This is a genomic window from Bacillus sp. D48C, assembly GCF_053345735.1.
On record NZ_JBKFAQ010000009.1, the window covers coordinates 31,730 to 53,461 of the forward strand.

Sequence of the window (21,732 nt, forward strand, 5' to 3'; positions counted from 1 at the left end):
GCAGTGTCTTTCTCCATAATTTCTCCATTCCCCTTATTTTTACTCTAATCATTAATACAATTGTTATTTTCGAATTTTGATTTTTTTGAATTTTTAAATCATTAGAGTGTTATTACGTGGAGTATAGTTGTCAGACCTCTTTGTTTTTATCACACATATAGTAACATATTTAGTTGCAAAATAAAAACATATTTTCAAATTGATTTTTTTGAAAATCGAAATTATCTACAATTTTTATTCTCTTACACAAATATTTTTACAATCTCTCCTATTATCCTATCGTTATTTTCAAATAACTTTACACACGTAACATAACAAAAGCCATCCAAGATAATTAGATGGCTTTTGTATGTTACTCTATCGTTTCAACTTCACGTGGATTTTTCATCTCTTCCACATACACAACTCTAAATCCGTGATCTTCTAAATCTTTCAATAATGTCTCTAATTCACCGTCGTTAAACTCTTCTCCTAATGTAAACATAATTCTACGAACTAATAAGGCATCATTATCAAAAGTCATCAAACTTTGAATACCAGTGTATTTCTTTAAAACTGTCGATAACTTTTGAATTGCTCCATTATAGTCTTGCGTTCCAATCATGACAGAGTATTTACTAGAGTGAACGCCCCATGCATCCTCTAATAACTCAAAAACTTTTTTATGCGTTAAAATTCCAAGGAAAATCCCTTTTTCGTCAACTACTGATAAATATGGCAATTTTTTTATTGTAAAAAATACTTTAAAGAAAGATGAATCTTCTCTCACAAATCCTTCTTTATCGTTTAATAATTGTATTACACTCTCATCAAGCGATCCTTTATATTCTAAAATATCTACTTTATATATATTCCCTAAAAATTTCTCTTTTTTTTCATCTAAAACTGGTACACAACGATACCCCGTTTTATTTAAATGCTCTAACGCTTCCCCTATCGTAATCGAACTTGAGCACAGTAAAACTTCCCTTTTCGGCACGTAATTCCCTTTAATCCTCATAAAAAGCCTCCTTATGTTAAAATACTTTCTGTGCCATAACTATATTATATTTTCAGAAAAAAATAAATAATTTATTTTATTTTTCTGAAAATTTTCCATTTTCTTGTCATAATTTATTCATGAATCCTTCACTTGCACTTTCTTCAGCATCTAAAACCCTTCCTCTGAATTCTGAATCACTTCAATGTATCATTTGTACGGACCTAGTTGCTTTTTAGAAAAGTAATGATTTGTCTCCTTACTTTTCATTAATATATTTCCTTTTATAATTAAAAAATAGGTAGCTATTAGAAAGTAGATCACCCCAAATAACCAATCCAAATTTGTAGCCAGATTGTGTAAAAGAATATATCTCATATATACATAACCAATTGGAACATGTAGTAATACAACCGCACCTAATCCCGGATTATATATTGTTTTAGCTTTTATATTCGCAAAAATACCATGCCATATGAATTGAAAAAATCCCATTAAAATAGGTGCCAACCCAAGCCATATTATATTTTGAAAGAAAACCGGGAGTAAATAAAAAACATACGTAATCAAAATATTTATTACCATAGCAGATTGCGTATTTAATGGATAGCGATCTGGTATATCACTTTTAAATATAACTACATTAAATAGACCAGCAAAATAACCTGGCCAACGATACTCTTCAAATTGATGCACTAAAATGGCCACAAAACTTAACCATAACAGTACTTTCATTTCACTCATTTCTCCCAAATTCGCGACTAAACAAACTACGACAACAATAGCGACCACTAATCCTATATCACACCAATGCTTTCTAAAGAAACTAGCCATCTCTATCACCCACTATCTCAATTTTTATAAAAATAGCGTTCAAATAGGAAATCAATCTGTTTTTCTACAGATGGTACTTTTATATCTGCCCCTGATTCGAGAATTGGCATCATTAATGTGGGAAGAAAAATAGATCCAAATATTTGTACTGTCATCATCATTAAAATTTCCTGATCCGTTTCATTCGTTATTTCGCTCAAAATATTCTTCACTTTACTAAAACCTAGCCTCTTCAAAAAATCCCCATATTCGTATTGAGATGTAAATGCCGTAGTTCCCATTGCAATAATCTTCCTAACTAACTTCGGATATTGCCGAATTACTAGTACATAATCCAATAAAAATATTTTTAATCTTTCTTTTGCTGGCACTGTAATATTATCTAAAATAGAAAAAGTGCCTTGAAAGCTAATTAATAAGACTCTAATCGTCTCACTAATCAACTTTTCTTTTGAACCAAAATGGTAATTTACAAGCGCGATATTTACATCTGACAATGCTGCAATTTTTCTTATCGTTACCCTTTCAAAACCTTCTTTTTTAATTAATTCCAATGTTGTATTTAAAATCTTTTCTTTCGTTGATACGTTTTCATTCCCCCCCCAATTTATCTCCCCCCTCTAGAATGTATCAGTTAAACATCGTTTAATTTTATGGTATCACTTTCCAATTTTAAAAATCTATTTAATCCTTTCAACATTTCCCTACATTCTCTTCATTCCACACAAAAAGCGTGAAAATGCAAAACTGTTCACGCTTTTTGTATTTGTACTGTTACATACCAGTTTCTGCTTTATATTCCACACATAAAATAGATTTCTAAATACAATTTAAAATTATCCATATGCCCATACATGAAGAAAAATATATTGTAACTTGCTCCAAAAACGGCTAAAATAAGAATAAGAATTTTCTGAATATTCCAAGAGTAGGTGGTTATATGTCCTTATTACGCTCACATATATACAAATTAATAATTGGTGTTATTGTTATTTTTGCCATAAGTCCAATTCCAGCTCTTTTTATTACACACAATTACTCTTATCAAAATGGATTTATTAGCATTTTTCAAAACTTCGCACAGCTTTCTTCTATATCAATTCCAAAGGTTGATTGGATGCATGAATCTATCTTTTTCTCAGCAAATCAAATGATACATACTTCTAATCATTCAACACCATTATTCCCTTACATATGGGAAATATATTTTATATCGATTGTTCGTTTTACTTTTACCCTTGCGATCGGATTTTTCATAAGTTTGGGTATCGGCCATTTATTTTTCAAAGTACCTAACTCGTTTAAAAAGTTTACTACTGTATTGAATTGGATACCTTACTCTTTTTGCACTGTAGTATTACAATGTTCAGTCTTATTACTACTTCTATACGTCGCACAATTTATAAACCTTCCTTACTACTCATCTTTTATCATCGTATGTAGTACTTCCATGATTATCGTTATGCAAGCAATAAAAAAATGGATTCCTTTCTTGAAAAACACAAATGAATATGAAATAAAACATGATTCTTTTCTTGTGGATACATTGTTTTTGGCGCTTACTTCGAATCATAAATCAATTTTAGGTTCCATTATTCTTTCATTCGTTTTTATGGAATGCGTTTTTCATACAAGTGGACTGTTACAATTTATCGTTCAATTTGGCGGAAATTCACCCATAATTGTTACAATAGGCTTATTACTACTCTATATCCCATATAGCATACTTTCTTTTCTTCAAACACTATGGACCACAAACTACTCCAAGCAACAGTCATATACTTTAACAAGAAGTGTTCCAAAACCTTAATTTGAAATTACCCTCTATAATCTAAAAGTAAGGGGTTATTCCTTTTGTATAGCGGACAAAATAACAGCAAATTCAAAAACTATTACAGAAACATACCAATATTTACCCTTTTCCTTTGACTATTCTTTTCATTTGGATTTATTATAAAAGTATAACATAATTGCAGGAGGTGACATCTTTATTCCAAACCTTGGAATAGAGAACACACTTGGACATATTAAATATTTTTCTCATATTTGTACTTATTCTTATTTCTGGCTTTTTCGTCGCATCAGAATTCGCTGTTGTAAAAGTACGTAAAAGTCGAATTGACCAACTTGCAAATGAAGGTAATAAACAAGCTTTAGCTGCAAGAAGTGTCCTATCTAATTTAGATGTTTATTTATCAGCTTGTCAACTCGGCATTACGATCACTTCTTTAGGGCTTGGTTGGCTTGGTGAACCGACTGTGGAGCATATACTACGACCGCTCTTTGAAAAAATTAATATTACTGGAACAATGGCTAACACTTTATCTTTTGTTATTGCTTTTAGTGTTATTACATTTTTCCACGTTGTATTAGGTGAGTTAGTTCCAAAGTCTTTCGCAATTCAAAAAGCAGAAGCAATCACACTCAAATTTGCAAGACCACTTATTTTATTTGATAAAATTATGTATCCATTCATTTGGCTACTAAATAGTGCAGCTATATTTTTCACAAAACTACTCGGATTAGAACCTGCGAAAGAAAATGAACTTGCTCATTCTGAAGAGGAATTGCGACTCATTTTAGGTGAAAGTTTTAAAAGCGGTGAAATAAACCAAACCGAATATAAATATGTAAATAACATTTTTGAATTTGATGATCGAGTTGCGAAAGAAATTATGGTTCCTCGTACCGAAATGATTTGCTTATCTACTGAAAATACGTTAGAAGAAAATATGGATATCGTCGCTACTGAGAAATATACACGCTATCCAATCATTGAAAAAGATAAAGATGATATCATTGGGATGATCAATACGAAAGAAGTATTCCATGATCAAACGAAAGGTATTTATAAACCACTTGAATCTTATATACATCCTGTTCTAACTGTATTTGAAACAGTTCCAATTCGTAAAACGTTAGTCCACCTTCAAAAAAATCGCGTTCAGATGGCAATCGTTATGGATGAATATGGTGGCACTGCCGGACTTTTAACGATGGAAGATATTCTTGAAGAAATCATTGGAGAAATTCAAGATGAATTCGATGCGGATGAACCACCTATGATTGAAAAACGTACACCTAAGCTTACTGTTGTAGATGGAAAGGTACTTATTTCTGAAGTAAATGATATGTTTGGCCTACATATTGATGATAGTGATTTAGATACAATCGGAGGGTGGATTCTCTCTCAAGCAGTTGACTTAAATATTGAAGCTGGCTATTCCATTGAATATGCTGGTTTTCAATTTAAAGTATTAGAACTTGATGGACATCAAGTCAAAAAAGTTGCTGTACATAAACTAGATATTAAAAAGGAGCTATAAAGTGACTGTTTTATTAACAATTTGTATCATTGCCTGTTTCATTGTTTCATTTCTCGCCTTTATTTATCCCATTATCCCTGGCATACTAGCTGTCTGGGCTGGATATTTGATTTACCATTTCGGTATAAATGGAGGAGAATTAACAACTTCTTTTTGGATTATTCAAGTCATTTTCACTCTTTTCATTTTCGTTGCTGATTTTATTGCAAATGGATATTTCTTAAAAAAATACGGTAGTTCTAAATGGGGCGAACGTGTCGGAATGATTTCTATCATTGTTGGATCGTTTTTCTTCCCACCATTCGGACTTATTATCATACCGTTCTTATCAGTATTTATAACAGAACTAGTGCATAAAAAAGCGCCAAAAGATGCCTTTCTAGTTGGAGTCGCTACTGTAGTTGGTTTTTTAAGCAGTACAGTAGCGAAAGCAATTCTCCAAATCATTATGATTATCATCTTCGTATGTTATATCATCTTTTAACCATCCCGACTTCGGGATGGTTTTTTAATATGCAATACCTACTCGGCTATTTTCATATATGTTTTTCTTACATAGATCCCATGCAAAGTGTGCCGTATCACCCACTGTAATTTTTGATCCACCTTCTGGCAATATATCTTTTTCAGTTCGATATACCTCTGTCGCCTTACCGTCTATTAAATGTGTCGGACAAACAACTGTCCAACATAAATTATTACTATTACTTAGTACCTTATATGCAGCCAAATGATCTTCTGCTGCTGTTGTCGTTTTCCTTTTGGATTCCGTTGATTGGAAACGATATAAATTTGGATTTGTTCTTGCTTGTAAAATACCGGCTGTTCCTACTGTAATAATTTTATGAACCCCTGCTTCTTCCATTTGCTTTATAATTTGTGGCATACTCTTCGCTAATGTTCTATTTTGATCCGTTCCAAGTGCACTAATTACTATATCACTTCCTTCTATCGCTTTCTTTATATCCTCTTCGTTCAATACATTACCTTCTATAACTCGTAACCTTTCATGTTGTATTTCTATTCTATTTAAATCACGCGCTAATGCAGTCACTTCAGCTGAATCCTTTAATGCTAAATTAATTATATTTGAACCTACTCGTCCTGTTGCTCCCAATATACATACTTTCATTTGTTTTCCCCCTCTTTCATTCTCTTTCTATTTTTCAATAATCTCAATCAATTTACAACAAAAAAGCTTCCTCATATAAAAGAGGAAGCTCTATTATTACATTATTTCTTTTCTTTAGAATCCGTAGACTTCTCAGTTCCGCTTGTTTCTTTATCCTTTTTGTCCTCTTGTTGTGTTGTTGTTTCGTCTTCTTTCTTCTTGTCCTCACCTTTACTACAACCTACCATTAATAAAGAACTTGCAAGTGCCATAGCAGTTAATGATTTAACCCATTTATTCATTTGCGTTTCCCCCTTGTGATAGAATATGTACAACCTCATATTACTCTCTATTTTTAAAGAAGAGATTGAAAAACAGTAAATATACGGTAAATTTTTGTAAATTTTCTGATAACAAAACCTAATTTAAATTTATATATTTCATTTCCAATTGATACACAATAAAACTAGTTTTCCCCTCTCAATGGACGTAAAAAAACTAAGGCGCATACCATTCCGCCTTAGTTTCTCATGCAAACTTTTCATTTTCATATAGATGTGTAATCTTATATTCCTTCTTCATAACATATTGCCACACACTATAAGCGTAACGGTTCATTTTCAAGAAACAATTTTCCAAAAATGAGCGAAACTCCGGATTAGCAACTTCCACTGCAACTTGAGCAAACTTTAAAGCTAATCGTTTCAAGTGCGCAATATAACAGGTTGCAATATGAATATCCCCTGTATATTTACTAACTGTTTCCTTTTCCATTTCATGCAAACCAAACTCCGTTGTTTCACAGGTTATATGCTGCACATTCTCTCCTTCTTGAAAATTTACTTGTTCATTATATGCTTGTAACATATATGGTAAATGGTGCTGTAATAGATTTTTTAATTCTTCGTCTCTGACCTTTCCAGCATACTCTCCAACCTTGTATATTAGCATATAACTATATCTCATTAATTCTTTCATACAGTCCATTAAAGCGCCTCCCTTCTCTTTTGTCCATATGCTATAAATATGATGCTAAAACATTCGCTATTCTTGCTAAAAACCAATCCCATCCACTAATTTTCTCAAAATCTTCTTCAGAAAATCGTTTTGATTTATGAAAGTCTACCTGTAATCGACTCCATACTTCATCAACAACTGTTTTATCATATATGATACAGTTAGACTCGCAATTTAAATAAAAACTTCTATTATCAAAATTCGCTGTCCCAATATCAACAATTTCTCCATCAATGATTGTTACTTTCCCATGAAAGAATCCATTTCGATATTGATAAATCTCCGCTCCAGCATGTAGCATATCTTTCAAATATGGATAGGCAGCTTGTTTTAACAATATGGCATCACTTTTAAATGGCACGAGAATTTTTACATTAACACCACGATTTAATGCAGCTTTTAACTCTTTCACCATTTCTTTACTTGGTACAAAATATGGTGTAGCGATAATTAAAGACTTTTTAGCCTTTTTTAAAAGTGCCCCATACTTTTCCCATAAGCCTTTTCCATTTGAAAATAAATATTGATATTTCACATTCCCTAATGTAGGTATACTTTCATGTATAGGCATTTTTTCTCCTGTATCTTCTTTCCAATCTTCGGCGAACTTTCTTTCCATATCCGCTGCACCATCACCATGGATGCGCACGTGATAATCACGCCATGGCCCAAACTTCGGACCTTGTCCAAGGTACTCCTTTCCGATATTAAAGCCACCGACGTATGATATCTTTCCATCTATGGTAACAATGCGTCTATGATTCCGTTGATGCAAAGAATAGAACACATTTTTCAGTTTCAGTTTTTTACTAAATGTAAACTTCACACCGTTTTCCTTTAATCGGCTAATTACCTTTTTCTTCAACTTATATCCGCCTATCCGATCGACTGACAATTTCACTTCTACTCCGCTAGATGCTTTTTTCTCTAATAACTGTAAAAACTCTTGGCTTATTTCATCTTTTCCTACAATATAAAAATGGATATATATATACTTTTCTGCATCGTTTATATCGTCAAATAATTTTCTATATAACTCTTCACCGTTCGTATATAGTTGAAATTCACCTAATCGAACTTGTCCTAATTCATATTCACTAGCCATTTCCTTCCCCATTTCCACATCGATGTTCATCCAAATGAATACACCTATTAAACAAAGAATTATAGCGAAAAAGTGCTTCATGGATAAATTCCTTTCTCCACTTACTGTTATTTCTATATCTTCCCTTTTTTATTACATTATCATTCAAGAAAATATGTCATTGCATGATATATGTCCATATCAAACAATAGCTCATTTGCATATTGTATGTTGTATCTTAAAATAAAAGGAGGAAATAACAATGGGCTTCGCACATGGTAATGGATTTGCGCTACTAGTCGTATTATTTATCCTCTTAATCATCGTCGGTGCTGCTTGCTTCTGCTAAGTTGCTACTGTCATATGATATGTGGATGAAAAAACTATAAAAGCGGACACCTATTTTTAGGTGTCCGCTTTTCATTTTAAAACCATTTCCGCCTACTATAGTAAATTAAATGGCTAAATATTCATCTCAAAAGGTTAACAATGTGGCTACTTTCTTACTCTCTGCCTTACGTATATGACGCTGTTCTGCACGTAACACAGCAATACGATGTAATTCTTTCTCTTCTTCTGTTTCAGGGATAACACGCGGTACAGGAACTGGATTATTTTCCTTACTAAGTGCCACAAAAGTAACGAATGACGTTGCCGCTATACGCTTCTCACCTGAGATTAAATCTTCAGCCACTACCTTCACAAACACTTCCATTGAAGTTCTTCCCGTCCAAATTACGAAAGATTCATAACTAACACAATCTGAAGAACGAACAGGATGTAAGAAATCGACCCAGTCCATAGATGCTGTGACACATTCCTTTCTCGAATGTCTGGATGCTGAAATAGAAGCAACCATATCCATCTCCGCTAATATCTTCCCACCAAATAGCGTGTTATGATCATTTAAATCTGTTGGGAATACTCGGCTCGTTTTGAACACCCTTGACTCATTGGCTGTTTTCCCCTTTACTTCTGTCATTGTTATCACCCCTTTAATGATTTATCCCTAATATTTCAATAATCACTATACGAAATGAACTACACGTTTAATATTAACAACATTCAGAACTTTTAGTCCACAAAAAAGAACCGATCTTATCAATCGGCCCCTCTAAATACATATTGTTCTTTCGGCTGTTCAACTTTATTCCATTTCGTTACTTCTAATACAGGAATATTCGCATGAAACGGCTGATAAAATTCAGTAGAAATTTCTCCCTCTATTTGAATCCAATCATCATTTTTCCATTCTACACCTTCTGGTTTTTTCACTAACATACCATACACACCAGAATCTGCTACACAATGTATAATACCGAAACGGAATAAGAAGTATTGTTCTTTTTTAGAAGAATCATCTCTAAAAACAAACCCTTTAAAAGATAATTTTTTCCCAGTAAACTCGCCAGGATAATTGTAAATTGTTTCCATACCCTTTAGGAAGTCTTCATCTTTCAAATTAATATTGTCTTTCGTAACAAACTCTTTCTTCCCTTTTTCCATTACACCGCGGTATCCTTCTTTCCCGTAATAAATGCTCGTATCAGGTCTTAGAAATTGTCTTGTCATAAATGGATCCTTACTTTCTGCTTGTGCAACAGGAAAATGAAATCCTTTCGCCTTAACAATATCTGAATCTAACGTTGCAATCGGGAAAAATAAGCCTGAGATAATCGGAAAACAAAACAATGAGTACGAAAATGCTTTTTTCCACCATGTATTCTCATCTTTTGAATGATCATGCCCGCAATGGCTATGGTCACAACTGCAATCATTTTTCTCTTTTTCCTTTTGGTGCTCTTTTTGGAAAACGACGATAATTTGTACAATCGTTAAGAAACCTAAAATAATTGCTGCTGTTGTTGATAAATAAGCATACTTCATATTGATATACTTCGTAATGTTACCCGAAATATGAAGCTGCGCAATTAATATTGTAAAACCTAATAATATATACGCTCGAAACATAACCTACCACCCCATCGCATAAATGAGTAGTGAGCTTGCATAAACAACAAGTGTAACTGTAACTGTAACGACAATTACAAATTTCGTTTTAAATGTCGCAAGCATCATAAACATATTTTTAATATCCACCATCGGTCCGTAAACAAGGAACGCGACAAGTGATGCTGTTGAAAATGTACTTTGGAATGATGAAGCAATAAACGCATCCGCTTCTGAACAAAGTGATAATATGTAAGCAAGTCCCATCATAACAGCTGGTGAAGAGAACGGCCCTTGTCCTATAGCAAGAAGTGTTGAAGTTTGTACGAACGTTTGAACTGCAGCTGCAATTAACGCACCTAATACTAAATATTTTCCCATCGAGAAAAATTCCTCAACAGCATGCGTACATACATCCCACATTTTTTTACGTAATGGACGCTTATGATTCACTTCTGGGAAGTGATCATCTCTTAATTGATGTTCTCTAAACATAAATGATAATATAATTCCAACGATAATTGCTACGATAATCGCTACAATAGAACGATACCATACCATGTGCATACTACTTCCAAAGGCAACGTATGTTGCAAATAAAACAACTGGATTAATAATTGGCCCAGTTAACATAAATGCAATCCCCGCATATGGCGGAACCCCTTTTCCGATTAATCGTCTTACAATCGGAACAATTCCACATTCACAACCTGGAAACAACATCCCTAAAAAAGTAGCTACTAAAACAGACAGAAATCGGTTTTTCGGCATCCATTTTGCTACCATATCTTCTGTCACGAACATTTGAATGAATCCTGAAATAAATACACCAATGAGCACGAAAGGAAGTGCTTCGATCAATATGGAGATAAAAATTGTATTCATTTGCAGGAATGCTTTCGGTAATTGAAACAATTCCATGATGTATTTCCTCCAACTTTTCATTAACAATATGTAATTTTAACCCCATTTCATTAATTGGACAAGGTTTATATGGAATACATACCCTTTATATACATTACATTGTACAAGTTATATTCTATTCAAAATTTGAGATTTCATAGCAAAAAAGCTGCTCTAGCGTAGTTATATAACTATGCTAGAGCAGCTTTTTTATCGTTAAAAGTAACGTTTCTTCCAAAAAACAAAAGCTAACGTGAAAGATAGTGTTACACATATGATGAGTACAATTACAAAACCGTGGGCTTCCCCTTCAAACGGAACCTTTACGTTCATTCCAAAGAAACTAGAAACCATCGTCGGTAAAGATAAAATGATCGTAATTGACGTTAACAGTTTCATAACACTATTTAAATTATTTGATATAACGGAGCTAAAAGTATTCATCATTCCACTTAAAATGTGACTATATATTTCCGCCATTTCAATAGCCTGTTTATTTTCAATTAATACATCTTCTAATAAATCTTGATCGTCTTCATACATTTTTAAAAATGTACTATTACGCATTAACTTTTGAATCACAATTTTATTAGCCTTTAATGACGTTGTAAAGTATACTAAACTTTTCTCAAGGCCTAATAATGTGAAAATCTCTTTATTTTTCATTGACTGATTTAATTGATGCTCTAAATCAATTGTTTTTCGATTTATTTGCTTTAAGTATCTTAAATAATAAGTAGAAATCGTATATAAGAGCTGAAGTGCAAAGCGCGTCTTCTTAAACGTATAAAATTCTTTAATACGTTGATTAATAAAACGTTCAAAAATTGGGTTTTCTTCTAAACAAATTGTCACAAAGCAATCTGGCATCACAATCATACCTATTGGAATCGTGTCATAAATCGAATTTCCTTCTTCGTCATGTCTAACTGTCGGAATATCCACGATAATTAAAGTATTATTGTCTTCCTTTTCAATACGAGAGCGTTCTTCATCATCCAAAGGGTCTTTAATGAAATCTAAGTCTACATTTAAAGTTTGTACTAGATATTGAATTTCTTCTTCTGTTGGATGAAGTACATTAATCCAGCACCCCTTTTGCATTTCCTCAATCTCTTGTAGTTTTCCGTTTCGGTCTGTTAAATATATATTTAACATACTATCACCCCGATTCTTTTTACATGTAGGAATCTACCTCTCTTAAATCACAGTTTTTAAACCGCCATTCTCAGCATATGAAACATACGTTTAAATTTCAATAGAAAAATTATTTTGAAAACGTTTTTATAAGAAAAATATTATAAACATAGAAAAAGACAGAGTGCTCTCTGCCTTAAAAGCTTATGTTGCCTTTATAACATATTTAGAAAGCATCCACAAGTTAAACCCAACTGAAATCGTATAGCCCGCGTATGTTGAAATAATAAAACTTACATAATCGAAATACGGAAGCAATACAATATTTAAAACTATTTTCACAATAATTCCAATCACTAGTCCTAGCACCGTCTTCTGCTGTTGATTGATTCCTTGTAGCATAGCAGCCGTTACTGTAAAAAGAGAAAATAGTATGCAAGCAGGAGCATAATACTGTAAAATGATTCTCCCCATCTCTGGATCATTTCCAGCACCGAATAAAAGAGTATATACAGGCTTGGCTAACACAATCATTCCAATTGCAGCCGGCACCGTAATCGCTACTACTAATACATTTGTTCTCGTAAAATGTTTGTACAATAGCTTCGTATTTCCTGCTGTGTAAGCTTTCGTCATCTCTGGTACGAGAGACATACTAAAAGCTGTCGCAACGGATACCGGGATGAGCACAACCATTTGAACAAGACCAATTATCGCATTAATTTTTTCCGCTTCTCCTTGCATATACCCTATTTGTATAAGTAGTTTATTAATTGTAAATGTATCAATAGTCTGATACAACGGAATTGCTAAGCCCACCACAACAAAAGGAATAGAATATGTAAAGAGCTCCTTATACAATGAGAAAAAGGATTTTGTTGTTTGTGGTATACTTGCCATCTCTTTTTTCTTTAAGTGCCTTCTCCTTCTTATATAATATGCACTTAAAACAGTTAATCCACCTACAGCTCCCATAAATGCACCGAACGTTGAAATACCAACCGCTAATGAAACAGACGCTTTTAAAACATATAAAACGACAAAGCTTCCTATTAAAATGGTTAAAACCCGAAAAAATTGCTCTACAACTACACTTAATGCAGAAGGCCCCATCGATTGGAATCCTTGAAAGAAGCCCCTTAATAAACTCATTACTGGCACAAGTATTAACGCAAAACTTACAATTCGAATATTAGTAGTAACCGCTCCTACACTATTCCCCGTTTGATCATTTCCATCGATGACAAGCTTAGCTAAATGCGGAGCTAGCATATATAACGTAAAACACGAAATGACTCCCATTATAAACATAAACACGATTCCACTTTTCAACACTCTCTTAACCGTATGATAATCATTCAGTTGATCATATTTTGATACCATTTTTGAAACTGCAAGTGGTAATCCCATTGTCGCAATGCTGAGCATAATTGTATAGGGGCGATATGCATACGTATATAAAACGTACCCACTCGTACCGACCATTGCTGTAAATGGTATAACATATATAAACCCTAACATTTTTGATATCATCGTTGCCATCGTTAAAAATATCGTTCCACGTATAAACGGTGACCCTTTCATCACATTCCTCCGCTACGCTTTATTATTATACATTATGGACAACTCTTTTTTTTTAGAACCGAACCGAAACAAATAAAAAAAGCCAATGAATTATCATTGACTTTAGCGTGTTGTTTTTTTCTTTTTCAAATATTTTAAACCGAAGTATAGAGCAATAAAAAGAACAGCTCCTATAATTATGTAATGTGTGTAATCAGATGCATACTCTTTAATTTGTCGCCAATTCCCACCAAGTTTTTCACCTAAGTATATAAATAGAATTGACCATGGAATGATCGCTACAACCGTATAAAGCGTAAATAGTTTTAATGGCATCTTAGCTAGTCCTGCTGGAATAGAGATTGCATGACGTACTACTGGGATAAAGCGCGCAGAAAATATTACGCCAGCTCCATAACGCTTAAACCAACCTTCCGCTATGTCTAAATGGTGTTTATTAATAAGCAGATATTTCCCATATTTCTCTACAACCGGACGCCCTCCGTAGTATCCAAGCCAGTATAAAAAGATTTGGGCTAAAGTACCACCAATCGTTCCGGCGATAACTGCACCCACAAAACTAATTTTACCATCCGCTACTAAAAAGCCAGCATACGAAAGTACAATTTCACTTGGGATTACTTCAATCATTAAAGCAAGAGCTACTCCAAAGTAACCTAAGCTTGCAAAAAATTGCAATAACTGATCTATTATGTTTGCTAACATGTTCTTTTTTATCTCCTTTTTTCTTCACATACCATCCCATTATTACATAAAGGCTGCAATCTGCCAATATCTTCATTTTAACAATATGTACAATTCAAGCAGGATTAATCTATTAATTTCTCTTTCTGCGGGTCTTTCATGTAGGCAAACATCTCTTTAATTTGGTCTTCTGTATTTCTAGCAATTGATAAATTAGGCAATTCATTTTCACCAAAAAACTCCACCTCTTCTGTTTCAATGCTAGTTTTCTTTTCTCCACCAATAATCTCGCATCCAATGAAAATCTTATATACATGCGTCGCCGATGGAGATGGTTGATGTTTTTCTTTATCAAATATAGCTAGTAACTTAAAATGATCTACCTCATAACCCGTCTCTTCGACAACCTCTTTTGCTGCAACTTCGGTTGGCGTATAACCGACATCAGCCCATCCACCTGGCAATGCCCATTTCCCATCGCTTTTTTCTTTCACAAATAATAACTTTTCATTTTGAAAAACAACTGCTCTTATATCAACTTTAGGTGTTTGATAGCCTGTCTCACTTGCAAATAATTTCTCTACAACTTCCCAATCAGTTTTTGTGTAATGTGACATCATCGAAATCGAAATGTCTCGTAATTGTTGGAAGCGTTCTATATCGTACACATCCTTAGAATACGTTAAACCTGCTTGGGTTATAGATTGTATTTGTTTTACCCAATCAATCCATTTAATCGTCATATATCCGCATCCCCATTCTCTTTCAAATATATTACTTCACTTTTATTGATACATCTTTATTATACAAAAAAAAGAGATTGATAACGTTTCAATCTCTTTCAAAATTAATCCAATTCATATAAGTGGTCTTGTATATATTTTCTTCTTTTATTTATATATTCATAAATCATATCAGCCTCTTGATCAAATGTTTCTAATTTTTCTTTCATATATGGATCTTGTAGTAAATATGGACGAATCAATTCACACAATCCTTCTACTTTCGGCCTCATAAACGAAACTGTAAATTGGTCTTCTAATATTTCTTCTAAAATACTTCGATACTGCTTTCTAAACACAGGTATGTCTAACAATCTTGCACTTAGCGTGTTATACCCTTGAATGCGGATATATTCATGATTAAGCGGTCTCCCTTGTACATCTCGCCCCCAAGTCGCATCATAATCCCACGGTATAACTTCAAATAAATTTGTTTCATCGTTATGATATAGTGCATAGTTATGGACAAAACCATCAAAGTTTTGCGTAAAAATAACTCCTGCTAACCATCGTAAATATTTATCTACATGTAGAAACTTCCCAATCTCTTTTTCATAGGCTTCCCTCGTCAAAGTATTCGCTTGAAATACAAATTCACTCAGTTGTTCTTCACTATTTTCATTCGAATATTTAAATTCATAACCCGCAAAGAGCTCCGTCTTAACATCTTTATCTCGTTCACTCATTAATGAAAAATTCGCATCATCATCTATCGCATAATAAATAGAACCACTCGGTAATCCTCTATTTTTCAAAAAGTTTTCATCAACCGATTCTAACTGTAAATACACACCTTGAATTTGACCATTAATTTTTATAAATACATGTTGTGATTTTGGCGAAAGTACACCAATGTTATGAAAAAAGTCTAGCGATAGTTTATTTCGTATGAGAGACGGATCCATAAACTCAGAATTCAAATGAAACTCTTTCGCACCTTGAAATTTTTTTGGTTTATAAAACATAACATGATAAGATTTTTTCTCAAACTCACGAATATGAGCTCCTCGGTATACGATATCAATGTCATATTTCTTTTTTCCATAAGTTAATTTTGCTGGCACTGGACTATCTGACCAAATGTCTTTTTTCAATTCCACTAAGTACATTGGATGAACAAAAAAATCATATGAAGGTAACATATTTTCTCATCCCTTCTCAGTTCTCTTCATTCAATGTATGCGCCTTGTCTTGTCCATACATCCGCTATCATCTATTTATAGAAAATTACACTCTTGTCCTGTTCAGAAAGACGTCACCTCTCATATCATGTTAAGGAAAAAGAATACCTTTTCAACTTAATACATGATAAGGAGGATTTCTATGAAACGTGATATTAGAAAAGCTGTTGAAGAAATCAAAAGTGCTGGGATGGAGGATTTCTTACACCAAGATCCAAGCACATTCGAATGTGATGACGATTGCTCTTCAAAAATTGAGTGTAGCGACGATTGTAAATGCCCAAGAACAAGATGTACTCGTGTGAAACATTGTACATTTGTTACAAAATGTACTCACGTTAAAAAGTGGACATTTGTTACGAAATGTACTCGTGTACGCGTTCAAAAATGGACGTTCGTTACGAAAGTAACACGTAGAAAAGAATGCGTTTTAGTTACAAAGCGTACGCGTAGAAAACATTGTACTTTCGTTACAAAATGTGTACGTTTTGAAAAGAAATTTTACTGGACTAAACGATGTTACTGTAAAAAATGCGAATTCTTCCCTCACGGACACGGCGGCTCTTGCGATGATTCATGTGATCATGGTAAAGACTGTCACGATGATGGGCACAAATGGAATGATTGCAAAGGCGGACATAAATTCCCATCTTGCAAAAATAAGAAATTTGATCACTTCTGGTATAAAAAACGTAACTGCTAGTTTTTATACCACCAAAAAAAGGCCGTTTTGCGGCCTTTTTTACATTTATTGAAAGTGACTTATATCTGCAAATTGTTTCACTTTACCAATACCCTCTTCAAATTCTATTATGCTCAAACTAGCACTATGCATAAATGGATCATCCCACACATTTTCTATTTCAATTCCCGCGAAATGCCCTACAAGTAATTTTGCTGCTGCCGCATGAGAAACAATCAATATGCTTTGTCCCTTATGCTTCTCTAAAAGAAGCTGCATCCCTTCAATTACTCTTTCATAAACGGCCTCAAAATTTTCGCCTGATGTTGACTGAAAAAGATGTGGCTCATTCCAAAACAGATGTACTTCTTCTGGAAATTGCTTTTCTATATCCGCGATTGTTTGTCCTTCCCATATACCCATGTTGATTTCATAGAAATGCTCATCCGCTATAATGGGTATATCACGTTCCCCCTTTATTAACTCTGCCGTATGAAGTGTTCTTTCGCTCGGACTACTATAGATCGCATGGATTGGTAAATCTTTCATTCGATTCCCTAATTGTTTCGCCTGAACTATACCATTTTCAGTTAAAGCAGAATTTTTCCGTCCTTGCATTCGCTTCACTACATTCCACTCTGTTTCACCATGCCTTGTTACATATATAGTTGTTTTCATTTCTTACTCCCCCTCACCATGTTGGTCGTAATTCCCACGGTTCAACTCTCCCTACAATCCACTCCGCTCGTTTACTTTCAATCCCTTTTATAACTCCATCAGCTATCTCTTCATGAGTAAGCCATCTTCCATATGTATCTTCTAAAATAAAACCTAAAATAATTCTATGATAACTACATCGCGTACTCCCTATTTTTTGTGCAGTCATACGTGATGCTTTACTACCTAAAATATGAAATAAACTATATGTTTTAGACGATAAATCTAGTTCTTTACAAATATTTGATAGTGCATGCTTTGCACTTGAGTGTACCCATGCAACAGCTAATGTGATCGGGCCATTTTTCTCAACTGTACTTTTAATAGCTAGCTTTACATCTTCATCATTATGATAATCTAACGAAAGGCATGTAATATTTTCTAGTGTAGAACTCATCCGCTTAACATTTTCTAATTTCACTTCATCTCGCCCGATAATAGAAACATGAAACCCTTGCTCACAAAGCCACATAGAAACTCTCTTTAGCATTCCTGTTCCACCAATTACAAGTGCATGCAAATGCTATCCCTCCCTAATAAAATGTCATATGAGGTTTCTCATCTCTATAATAATTTAAACGATCTTGCAGTGTCCCTGAGTGAAACTCAAATTTATGACCGTCAGGATCAACAAAGTATATAGATTCGCAATCTCTGACATCACGTTCTCTTCCTTTTAAAATATGAACATCATTTTCTTCTAATCGCTGTATTAGATATTCAAAGTCTTCTTGTTCAACAGAAAATGCAATGTGCGTATAAGATTGATGAATCTCATTTCTCGGAATATGTGTCTCTTCATTAAGCGCTATCCATACTCCACATATGTTAAAATACGCCAATTTCCTCCCTTTAACTAATAATTCTCCTTCTAATACTTTTTCATAAAACATAATAGAGTTTTCTAAATTAGATACCGAAAAACAAATATGATTGATTCCCCTTAACAACTATAATTCCTCCTTATACAAATAAAAGATGAGCGAAAATTCACTCACCTTTTATTGTACTATTTTTTTGTAACATATGCCCATTTATAACTGAAGTCCCCGCCAAACGTATGGTTAGCAATGCCTTTTACAAACGGCTTCTCTAAATAAGCTGTACTTTGTTGGTACGTAGGAGAAATTGCTGCGTCTTGACCAATTAAGATTTTTTCAGCTTCCGCAAGTGCATTCCAGCGTGCTTTATCATCTTTTAATAGCTCTCCTTTTGATTTCGCTACTAAATCATCATACTTCGGATTAGAATAATCCATTTCATTAAATGAGCTTCCAGTAACAAACATATCAATATAAGTCATTGGATCCGGATAATCAGGGCTCCATGCAGATAATGAGAATTCATATTGGAATTTCTTTTCTAAATCTAGCTTCTGCTTGTATGGTTGCTGTTTCAAATTCACTTTAATACCAGGCAAGTTTTTCTCTAGTTCTTCTTTAATAAAGTCGCCTACTTTTTTACGGCTACCGTTATCATCGTTTAGTAATTCAACCGTAATTGTATCTTGACCAAGCTCTTTCTTCGCTTCTTCCCATAATTTTTTTGCTTTCTCTGCATTATCTTTACTATCACGGAAGTTTTTATTTACAGAGCGGAAGTCTTTTCCATCCGGACCTGTCGTGAATTTTTCAGGTACTAAGAAATATGCTGGCAATGAACCGTCATTTAAAATGACATCAGCAATTCCTTTTTTATCATATGCCAAATCAATTGCTTCACGTACTTTTTGGTTTTTAAATGTTGCATTTTTTTGGTTAAAACGCAAGAAATATATGCGTGGATCTAACTTCGTTTTAAATTCATCTGGTTTATTCTTTTTATATTTATCAACAAATTCAGAAGTTAAAATAACTCGATCTGCTTGATCACTATCATATAAATTTACTCCCGTGCTTGTTTCCTTCACAATACTTACATTAATTTCGTCTAACTTTACAGTATCTTTATCCCAATAATTAGGATTTTTCTTTAACTGATAATTTTGTTCATGTTTCCATTGACTCATTGTAAATGGTCCATTATATAATAATTTATCTGCTTCTAATCCATATTTATCTCCTTGCTCTTTCACATATTTTTCATTTAATGGGAAAAATGTAGGGAACGACGTAAGCTCAAGAAAATAAGGTGCTGGTTGCTCTAATTCTACTACCAACGTTTTATCATCCTTCGCTTTAACACCCAATTGATCCGCTGGTAATTCACCTTTATTTACTTTCTGTGCATTTTTCACATCAAATAAAATGAATGCATATTCTGCCGCTATTGCTTTATCTAATGTACGTTGCCATGCATATACAAAATCTTGTGCTCGAACTGGATCACCATTTGACCATTTCGCATCACGTAATTCAAATGTATATGTCTTTTTATCTTCACTAATCTTCACATCTTTTGCCATACCTGGTGTTGGTTTATTATCTTTATCTAGACGATATAAACCTTCCATTGCATTTACAAATACACGGAAAGATACAGAATCCGTTGATTTAGATGTATCCATTGAAGGAATTTCAGCTGTTTCTAGCAAATTTAAAACTTGTTTATCGGCCATTCCCTTATTCGATTCTTTCTTCGTTGTCGAAGCCTTCTCACCATTCCCACATCCTGCAACCAATACACTCGTCGTTAACGCAAGTGCAGCAATTGTTGTTGTCTTTCTCTTCATTCTTCCTTCCCCCAATCTATATGTATAAGTTAAATCCTATATAATATATTTTATTATACAAAAGATTCTGATTATTTTAAATATTTATTTTAACAAACATAGAAAAAAGCGATCGGAAATTTCTTTCCAGTCGCTTCCTTGAATAGCATTTACTTGTAATCCATCCTCTATATCAAATGGATTTTGAACTTTAAATATTTCTTCCATCAGCTTCAAAAACTCTTCTTCAGTTTTAGATTCACCATTAACCATAAGTGAGTATGGTTCCACTTCACCTAATTTATAATCGACAACAAATTGAATCTTCACCTTTTGTCTTGGCGTTCCGGCGTTATATCCTTGGAATTCTACTAATTCTAACCCTTCCGTTCCACGATAATATATCCAACCTGAATTTTGAAAATAATTTTCGAAAGATTCACCTATTGAAAAGAAAGGATATTCATAAAGCGAGCTTGTACGAACCTTTTGAATAACGTCTCGATCAGTCGGAAAAAAGAAATGACTAAAAAATATGCTAGCAACTGCTAAAATAGTAACAATTGTCGCTCCCATTTTGCTCGTTCCGCCGCTATCATTGATTAGATAGTTTTCAACTGATTTATCTTTTATTTCTCTTGCTTTTATTCGGTATATACGTCTTTCCGCAAATTGATAGTATAATCCATTTGCAAAAATCCCCATTCCAAACAGAATAAAAATGAGTAATAAAAACGTAAGAGGTACCATATTAATGATTGGCAACGCTACATTAAATCCCATATAATACGAAAATGCATCACACGCTACTAATAACAACATAAATAAAGCAGCTGGTACATAATACTTACGATATCCTAGCCAGCCTATATTGAAAATAGCAGCCCAACCATTCCAGCTCCACCTAGCAATCCGCTTATTCTCAAGCTCCCATTTCCTTTTGTAATACGGATATTGTCTCCCTACATATACTTCTAGTTCTTTATCTATTAACGAGCTGCCTTCATCTTGTTCATTATCCAAGTTTCGCTGACAACTTGCACAATTTAACTGTTCCTCCTCGCAAGGTTGCCCACAATTTATACATTTCAAAACAATCCCTCTTCCCATA

25 protein-coding genes are annotated in these 21,732 nt (G+C 33.6%); 5 read left to right on the plus strand and 20 right to left on the minus strand.

The annotated features are described in order from the left end of the window. Window positions 1-352: 352 nt before the first annotated feature. The 3 genes from cbpA to ACLBXA_RS20360 form a co-directional block, all read right to left on the minus strand. Entirely contained in the window at window positions 353-1,000 is a 648-nt protein-coding gene (cbpA, locus tag ACLBXA_RS20350) for a cyclic di-AMP binding protein CbpA (protein ID WP_001220522.1), read from the minus strand. 189 nt (window positions 1,001-1,189) lie between these two features. Next, a complete protein-coding gene (locus ACLBXA_RS20355) occupies window positions 1,190-1,813 on the minus strand; it encodes an HXXEE domain-containing protein (protein ID WP_000135769.1) in 624 nt (207 codons plus the stop codon). A 17-nt stretch (window positions 1,814-1,830) separates the two neighbouring features. Next, on the minus strand, window positions 1,831-2,424 hold the full coding sequence (locus ACLBXA_RS20360; protein WP_042887105.1) for a TetR/AcrR family transcriptional regulator: 594 nt from the start codon (window positions 2,422-2,424) through the stop codon (window positions 1,831-1,833). A gap of 329 nt (window positions 2,425-2,753) precedes the next feature. On the opposite strand from ACLBXA_RS20360, the gene ACLBXA_RS20365 reads away from it, so the two are divergent. The 3 genes from ACLBXA_RS20365 to ACLBXA_RS20375 all read left to right on the plus strand — a co-directional run bounded on the left by ACLBXA_RS20365 (window position 2,754) and on the right by ACLBXA_RS20375 (window position 5,623). Further along, window positions 2,754-3,623 (plus strand): hypothetical protein, encoded by an 870-nt coding sequence (locus ACLBXA_RS20365; RefSeq protein ID WP_000055306.1) that lies wholly within the window; start codon window positions 2,754-2,756, stop codon window positions 3,621-3,623. A gap of 208 nt (window positions 3,624-3,831) precedes the next feature. After that, the gene (locus ACLBXA_RS20370) at window positions 3,832-5,139 is read left to right on the plus strand and encodes a hemolysin family protein (protein WP_000353734.1); all 1,308 of its coding nucleotides are present in this window, start codon (window positions 3,832-3,834) and stop codon (window positions 5,137-5,139) included. Between the two features lies 1 nt (window position 5,140). Further along, on the plus strand, window positions 5,141-5,623 hold the full coding sequence (locus ACLBXA_RS20375) for a DUF456 domain-containing protein (protein WP_000217335.1): 483 nt from the start codon (window positions 5,141-5,143) through the stop codon (window positions 5,621-5,623). 24 nt (window positions 5,624-5,647) lie between these two features. Here the strand turns inward: ACLBXA_RS20375 and ACLBXA_RS20380 are convergent, their stop codons facing one another. The 4 genes from ACLBXA_RS20380 to cls form a co-directional block, all read right to left on the minus strand. After that, complete coding sequence (locus ACLBXA_RS20380) at window positions 5,648-6,271, minus strand: NAD(P)-dependent oxidoreductase (protein ID WP_136804005.1); 624 nt, start codon at window positions 6,269-6,271, stop codon at window positions 5,648-5,650. 101 nt (window positions 6,272-6,372) lie between these two features. Beyond that, window positions 6,373-6,552 carry a hypothetical protein gene (locus ACLBXA_RS20385; protein ID WP_001045962.1) on the minus strand — a complete coding sequence of 60 codons (180 nt, stop codon included), beginning with the start codon at window positions 6,550-6,552 and terminating at the stop codon, window positions 6,373-6,375. Between the two features lie 226 nt (window positions 6,553-6,778). Continuing rightward, the gene (locus ACLBXA_RS20390; RefSeq protein ID WP_000340543.1) at window positions 6,779-7,237 is read right to left on the minus strand and encodes a spore coat protein; all 459 of its coding nucleotides are present in this window, start codon (window positions 7,235-7,237) and stop codon (window positions 6,779-6,781) included. Window positions 7,238-7,268: 31 nt separating this feature from the next. After that, window positions 7,269-8,453 (minus strand): cardiolipin synthase, encoded by a 1,185-nt coding sequence (cls, locus tag ACLBXA_RS20395; protein WP_447617428.1) that lies wholly within the window; start codon window positions 8,451-8,453, stop codon window positions 7,269-7,271. A 160-nt stretch (window positions 8,454-8,613) separates the two neighbouring features. Here cls and ACLBXA_RS20400 point away from each other — a divergent pair, with 160 nt between their 5' ends. Then, the gene (locus tag ACLBXA_RS20400; protein WP_000505094.1) at window positions 8,614-8,700 is read left to right on the plus strand and encodes a YjcZ family sporulation protein; all 87 of its coding nucleotides are present in this window, start codon (window positions 8,614-8,616) and stop codon (window positions 8,698-8,700) included. A gap of 126 nt (window positions 8,701-8,826) precedes the next feature. Here the strand turns inward: ACLBXA_RS20400 and ACLBXA_RS20405 are convergent, their stop codons facing one another. The 8 genes from ACLBXA_RS20405 to cotH form a co-directional block, all read right to left on the minus strand. After that, the gene (locus tag ACLBXA_RS20405; protein ID WP_000141164.1) at window positions 8,827-9,333 is read right to left on the minus strand and encodes an acyl-CoA thioesterase; all 507 of its coding nucleotides are present in this window, start codon (window positions 9,331-9,333) and stop codon (window positions 8,827-8,829) included. A 119-nt stretch (window positions 9,334-9,452) separates the two neighbouring features. Beyond that, on the minus strand, window positions 9,453-10,322 hold the full coding sequence (locus ACLBXA_RS20410) for a TIGR03943 family putative permease subunit (RefSeq protein ID WP_000488058.1): 870 nt from the start codon (window positions 10,320-10,322) through the stop codon (window positions 9,453-9,455). Window positions 10,323-10,325: 3 nt separating this feature from the next. After that, window positions 10,326-11,222 carry a permease gene (locus tag ACLBXA_RS20415; protein WP_000418726.1) on the minus strand — a complete coding sequence of 299 codons (897 nt, stop codon included), beginning with the start codon at window positions 11,220-11,222 and terminating at the stop codon, window positions 10,326-10,328. Window positions 11,223-11,420: 198 nt separating this feature from the next. Next, window positions 11,421-12,362: a magnesium transporter CorA family protein gene (locus tag ACLBXA_RS20420; protein WP_000932389.1), complete on the minus strand. Its 942-nt coding sequence runs from the start codon at window positions 12,360-12,362 to the stop codon at window positions 11,421-11,423. Between the two features lie 183 nt (window positions 12,363-12,545). Then, window positions 12,546-13,925 carry a putative polysaccharide biosynthesis protein gene (locus tag ACLBXA_RS20425; protein ID WP_000678844.1) on the minus strand — a complete coding sequence of 460 codons (1,380 nt, stop codon included), beginning with the start codon at window positions 13,923-13,925 and terminating at the stop codon, window positions 12,546-12,548. A gap of 102 nt (window positions 13,926-14,027) precedes the next feature. Beyond that, window positions 14,028-14,630, minus strand: coding sequence for a DedA family protein (locus ACLBXA_RS20430; RefSeq protein WP_000880690.1), 603 nt, complete (start codon window positions 14,628-14,630; stop codon window positions 14,028-14,030). A 104-nt stretch (window positions 14,631-14,734) separates the two neighbouring features. Continuing rightward, complete coding sequence (locus ACLBXA_RS20435) at window positions 14,735-15,352, minus strand: NUDIX hydrolase N-terminal domain-containing protein (protein WP_000153595.1); 618 nt, start codon at window positions 15,350-15,352, stop codon at window positions 14,735-14,737. A 104-nt stretch (window positions 15,353-15,456) separates the two neighbouring features. After that, window positions 15,457-16,533 (minus strand): spore coat protein CotH, encoded by a 1,077-nt coding sequence (gene cotH, locus ACLBXA_RS20440; protein ID WP_000938005.1) that lies wholly within the window; start codon window positions 16,531-16,533, stop codon window positions 15,457-15,459. Between the two features lie 181 nt (window positions 16,534-16,714). Between cotH and exsB the strand changes: the two genes are divergently transcribed. Then, complete coding sequence (gene exsB / locus ACLBXA_RS20445; protein WP_000817480.1) at window positions 16,715-17,275, plus strand: exosporium protein ExsB; 561 nt, start codon at window positions 16,715-16,717, stop codon at window positions 17,273-17,275. A 45-nt stretch (window positions 17,276-17,320) separates the two neighbouring features. On the opposite strand, the gene ACLBXA_RS20450 is transcribed toward exsB, so the two are convergent. The 5 genes from ACLBXA_RS20450 to ACLBXA_RS20470 all read right to left on the minus strand — a co-directional run bounded on the left by ACLBXA_RS20450 (window position 17,321) and on the right by ACLBXA_RS20470 (window position 21,731). Continuing rightward, a complete protein-coding gene (locus ACLBXA_RS20450) occupies window positions 17,321-17,932 on the minus strand; it encodes a phosphoserine phosphatase 1 (protein ID WP_000858837.1) in 612 nt (203 codons plus the stop codon). Between the two features lie 13 nt (window positions 17,933-17,945). Continuing rightward, a complete protein-coding gene (locus ACLBXA_RS20455) occupies window positions 17,946-18,491 on the minus strand; it encodes a short-chain dehydrogenase (RefSeq protein WP_000543153.1) in 546 nt (181 codons plus the stop codon). A gap of 13 nt (window positions 18,492-18,504) precedes the next feature. Continuing rightward, the gene (gene fosB, locus ACLBXA_RS20460; protein ID WP_000943764.1) at window positions 18,505-18,921 is read right to left on the minus strand and encodes a FosBx1 family fosfomycin resistance bacillithiol transferase; all 417 of its coding nucleotides are present in this window, start codon (window positions 18,919-18,921) and stop codon (window positions 18,505-18,507) included. Between the two features lie 59 nt (window positions 18,922-18,980). Continuing rightward, on the minus strand, window positions 18,981-20,642 hold the full coding sequence (locus ACLBXA_RS20465) for a peptide ABC transporter substrate-binding protein (protein ID WP_000824270.1): 1,662 nt from the start codon (window positions 20,640-20,642) through the stop codon (window positions 18,981-18,983). Between the two features lie 84 nt (window positions 20,643-20,726). Then, window positions 20,727-21,731: a DUF2628 domain-containing protein gene (locus ACLBXA_RS20470; protein ID WP_017763053.1), complete on the minus strand. Its 1,005-nt coding sequence runs from the start codon at window positions 21,729-21,731 to the stop codon at window positions 20,727-20,729. Window position 21,732: the final 1 nt, after the last annotated feature.

What these genes read in the sequence shown, in the direction of transcription:
- cbpA (WP_001220522.1), bottom strand. Translation starts at nt 1,000, where the DNA reads ATGAGGATTAAAGGGAATTACGTGCCGAAAAGGGAAGTTTTACTGTGC.
- ACLBXA_RS20355 (WP_000135769.1), bottom strand. Translation starts at nt 1,813, where the DNA reads ATGGCTAGTTTCTTTAGAAAGCATTGGTGTGATATAGGATTAGTGGTC.
- ACLBXA_RS20365 (WP_000055306.1), top strand. Translation starts at nt 2,754, where the DNA reads ATGTCCTTATTACGCTCACATATATACAAATTAATAATTGGTGTTATT.
- ACLBXA_RS20380 (WP_136804005.1), bottom strand. Translation starts at nt 6,271, where the DNA reads ATGAAAGTATGTATATTGGGAGCAACAGGACGAGTAGGTTCAAATATA.
- ACLBXA_RS20385 (WP_001045962.1), bottom strand. Translation starts at nt 6,552, where the DNA reads ATGAATAAATGGGTTAAATCATTAACTGCTATGGCACTTGCAAGTTCT.
- ACLBXA_RS20390 (WP_000340543.1), bottom strand. Translation starts at nt 7,237, where the DNA reads ATGGACTGTATGAAAGAATTAATGAGATATAGTTATATGCTAATATAC.
- cls (WP_447617428.1), bottom strand. Translation starts at nt 8,453, where the DNA reads ATGAAGCACTTTTTCGCTATAATTCTTTGTTTAATAGGTGTATTCATT.
- ACLBXA_RS20400 (WP_000505094.1), top strand. Translation starts at nt 8,614, where the DNA reads ATGGGCTTCGCACATGGTAATGGATTTGCGCTACTAGTCGTATTATTT.
- ACLBXA_RS20405 (WP_000141164.1), bottom strand. Translation starts at nt 9,333, where the DNA reads ATGACAGAAGTAAAGGGGAAAACAGCCAATGAGTCAAGGGTGTTCAAA.
- ACLBXA_RS20410 (WP_000488058.1), bottom strand. Translation starts at nt 10,322, where the DNA reads ATGTTTCGAGCGTATATATTATTAGGTTTTACAATATTAATTGCGCAG.
- ACLBXA_RS20415 (WP_000418726.1), bottom strand. Translation starts at nt 11,222, where the DNA reads ATGGAATTGTTTCAATTACCGAAAGCATTCCTGCAAATGAATACAATT.
- ACLBXA_RS20420 (WP_000932389.1), bottom strand. Translation starts at nt 12,362, where the DNA reads ATGTTAAATATATATTTAACAGACCGAAACGGAAAACTACAAGAGATT.
- ACLBXA_RS20425 (WP_000678844.1), bottom strand. Translation starts at nt 13,925, where the DNA reads ATGAAAGGGTCACCGTTTATACGTGGAACGATATTTTTAACGATGGCA.
- ACLBXA_RS20430 (WP_000880690.1), bottom strand. Translation starts at nt 14,630, where the DNA reads ATGTTAGCAAACATAATAGATCAGTTATTGCAATTTTTTGCAAGCTTA.
- ACLBXA_RS20435 (WP_000153595.1), bottom strand. Translation starts at nt 15,352, where the DNA reads ATGACGATTAAATGGATTGATTGGGTAAAACAAATACAATCTATAACC.
- cotH (WP_000938005.1), bottom strand. Translation starts at nt 16,533, where the DNA reads ATGTTACCTTCATATGATTTTTTTGTTCATCCAATGTACTTAGTGGAA.
- exsB (WP_000817480.1), top strand. Translation starts at nt 16,715, where the DNA reads ATGAAACGTGATATTAGAAAAGCTGTTGAAGAAATCAAAAGTGCTGGG.
- ACLBXA_RS20450 (WP_000858837.1), bottom strand. Translation starts at nt 17,932, where the DNA reads ATGAAAACAACTATATATGTAACAAGGCATGGTGAAACAGAGTGGAAT.
- ACLBXA_RS20465 (WP_000824270.1), bottom strand. Translation starts at nt 20,642, where the DNA reads ATGAAGAGAAAGACAACAACAATTGCTGCACTTGCGTTAACGACGAGT.
- ACLBXA_RS20470 (WP_017763053.1), bottom strand. Translation starts at nt 21,731, where the DNA reads ATGGGAAGAGGGATTGTTTTGAAATGTATAAATTGTGGGCAACCTTGC.